Genomic DNA, 2,837 nt, shown 5'->3' with positions numbered 1-2,837 from the left:
GGGGTCGAAGGCGATGGGCTCCTTCGAGGCCGGGTCGACACCGACGCTGCGGGCCATCTCGGGGTACGCGTCCTCGAAGGGGCGCACCCCGTCGGCCGGGTGGAGGTTCAGCGTCGTCGTCAGTCCCTCAGGACCGCCTGCACGGTCTTGCCGTCCTCCGGGGACCTGCACACGGAGAAGTGGCGTGAGAGCCCGCGCACCATGGCGATGCCCCTGCCGCTCTCCGGGACCGCCTCGGGCGACTCCGGGGCGAGCAGCGGGCTGTCCACCCGCAGTTCCCTGAGCACGGGCGGGGCCGGGCTGTCGTCGTGGACCTCGACGGTCACGCAGCCCTGGCGCACGGTGAGCCGCAGCAGGCAGTTTCCGCTGCCGTGCCGGGTGGCGTTGGTGACGAGTTCCGAGACGACGATCCGCGCGTCCTCGATCTGCTCGCGGCCCACGTCGCCCGTGCGGTCGTGGCTGAGGTAGGCGTCGGTCAGGTAGCGCGCCCAGCCCGGAGACGTGTCCGAGCTCGGCAGGGTGTAGGTGACACGTGCGGCGCCCCGGCGGGCTTGCCCGCTCGCGCGCATCCGGACCACTCCTCTCCGCTTGCCTCAGCGGCCGGTCATGGGCTCCGGTCATGGGAGTTCCCGCCCTGAGGCGTGTCAATCACCGCGGGGCGGCAGAACCTGCCGTCACAAACCGAACGGGCATACCGCGCAAGGAGCCCGAGGCGGGGCCAACCACCCATACCCGAGCGTCACTTGTTGACGATCCGGCTCCCCGGACAGGCTCGTTCGTGCACAAGTCTTGACGCGTACGGAACACGGGAGAACCATCTTGCCTACCCAGAGAGCGCTCTCTCGGCTCCCCGGGTGCCCCCTCCCCTGCCCCCTGAGTCCAGGAGGTCCATCCCCCCATGCCGCACCCCTCGCAGGACCCCTCCCACGAGAACGGGTCCCCCCGACTGAGCCGCCGGGCCTTCACGGCGGCGGCCGCCGGCGCCGTGCTCGGCTCCGCGTTCCTGCCCGCCGCGACGGCGGGCGCGGCCACCCGCGCCTCGGCCCGGCCGGAAAGAGCGGCCGCCGTCTCGGGCGGCGGCGACCTCGGCCCCAACGTCATCGTCTTCGATCCGTCGACCGCCAACATCCAGGGAACCCTGGACAACATCTTCCACCAGCAGGAATCGGCGCAGTTCGGCACCGGCCGGTACGCGCTGCTGTTCAAGCCCGGCACGTACAACGGCCTCAACGCGCAGATCGGCTTCTACACCTCGATCGCCGGCCTCGGGCGCAACCCGGACGACGTGCAGATCAACGGTGACGTGACCGTCGACGCCGGCTGGTTCAACGGCAACGCCACCCAGAACTTCTGGCGTTCGGTCGAGAACATGGCGCTGACGCCGGTCAGCGGGACGGACCGGTGGGCGGTCGCGCAGGCCGCGCCGTTCCGGCGCATGCACATCAAGGGCGGCCTCAACCTGGCGCCCAACGGCTACGGCTGGGCGAGCGGCGGCTACATCGCCGACAGCAAGGTCGACGGCACGATCTCGCCCTACTCGCAGCAGCAGTGGTACACGCGCGACAGCCAGATCGGCGGCTGGGGCAACGGCGTGTGGAACATGGTGTTCTCGGGTGTGGTCGGCGCGCCCGGCCAGAGCTTCCCGAACCCCGTCTACACGACGCTCGACACCACCCCCGTCTCCCGCGAGAAGCCGTACCTGTACCTCAACGGCAGCGACTACGCGGTGTTCGTGCCCTCCCTCCGCACGAACGCGCGCGGCGTGTCCTGGGCCAACGGGTCCACGCCGGGCACGTCCATCCCGCTCTCGCAGTTCTACGTGGTGAAATCCGGCGCGACCGCGGCCACCATCAACCAGGCCCTCTCGCAGGGGCTCAACCTGCTGTTCACGCCGGGCATTTACCACGTCGACCAGACGATCAACATCACCCGGGCGAACACCGTCGTGCTCGGCATCGGCTACCCGACGATCATCCCGGACAACGGGGTGACCGCGGTGCAGACCGCCGACGTGGACGGCATCCGGCTCGCGGGCCTGCTGCTCGACGCCGGGACCACCAACTCGGCGTACCTGCTGCGTGTCGGCCCGGCGGGCGCGTCCACGCGCCACGCCTCCAACCCGACCACGGTGCAGGACGTGTTCGTCCGGATCGGTGGCGCCGGCGCCGGCAAGGCGACCACCAGCATGGAGGTCAACAGCGCCGACACGATCATCGACCACACCTGGATCTGGCGGGCCGACCACGGCGCGGGCGTCGGCTGGGAGACCAACAGGGCCGACTACGGCCTGCGCGTGAACGGCGCCAACGTGCTGGCCACCGGCCTGTTCGTGGAGCACTTCAACAAGTACTGCGTGGAGTGGAGTGGCCAGGGCGGCCGGACCATCTTCTTCCAGAACGAGCTGGCCTACGACGCCCCCAACCAGGCCGCGATCCAGAACGGTTCCACGGCCGGCTACGCGGCCTACAAGGTCGACGACGGCGTCAACACCCACGAGGCGTGGGGCGTCGGCAGCTACTGCAACTTCACCGCGGCCCCCTCCATCCAGGTGGACCACGGCTTCGAGGCGCCGCAGAAGTCGGGCGTCAAGTTCCACGACGTGCTGGTGGTCTCGCTCGGCGGGATGGGCCAGTACAAGCACGTGATCAACAGCACGGGCGGCGCCACCTCGGGCACGAGCACCGTGCCGTCGACGGTGGTTTCCTACCCCTGAGTGCGCGCGCCGGCCGCCGGTCGCACCCGGCGGCCGGCCACGCGCGGCGCCATCCGGCACGACGGCACCGCCCGGCGCTCCTGCGCCCGGCCCGCTTCGACCGCCAGATCGCCGTGGACCGCCC

At 70.7% G+C, this 2,837-nt stretch carries 2 protein-coding genes; one reads left to right on the top strand and one right to left on the bottom strand.

Annotation, left to right across the window (positions count from 1 at the left end; genetic code table 11):
* Window positions 1-119: 119 nt before the first annotated feature.
* Window positions 120-569 carry an ATP-binding protein gene (locus tag L1885_RS26645; RefSeq protein WP_235799718.1) on the bottom strand — a complete coding sequence of 150 codons (450 nt, stop codon included), beginning with the start codon at window positions 567-569 and terminating at the stop codon, window positions 120-122.
* 329 nt (window positions 570-898) lie between these two features.
* Here L1885_RS26645 and L1885_RS26640 point away from each other — a divergent pair, with 329 nt between their 5' ends.
* A complete protein-coding gene (locus L1885_RS26640; protein ID WP_235799717.1) occupies window positions 899-2,713 on the top strand; it encodes a pectate lyase-like domain-containing protein in 1,815 nt (604 codons plus the stop codon).
* The last annotated feature ends 124 nt before the right edge of the window (window positions 2,714-2,837 follow it).

Origin of the sequence: Streptomyces fuscigenes (genome assembly GCF_021556455.1) — a bacterium.
GTDB classification, from domain to species: Bacteria; Actinomycetota; Actinomycetes; order Streptomycetales; family Streptomycetaceae; genus Streptomyces; species Streptomyces fuscigenes.
The sequence above is the reverse complement of the archived record's forward strand: the minus strand, read 5'-3'. Positions and strand labels throughout refer to the sequence as shown.

Excerpts from the sequence above, each read along its gene's own strand:
- L1885_RS26645 (WP_235799718.1), bottom strand. The coding sequence starts at position 569 with ATGCGCGCGAGCGGGCAAGCCCGCCGGGGCGCCGCACGTGTCACCTAC.
- L1885_RS26640 (WP_235799717.1), top strand. The coding sequence starts at position 899 with ATGCCGCACCCCTCGCAGGACCCCTCCCACGAGAACGGGTCCCCCCGA.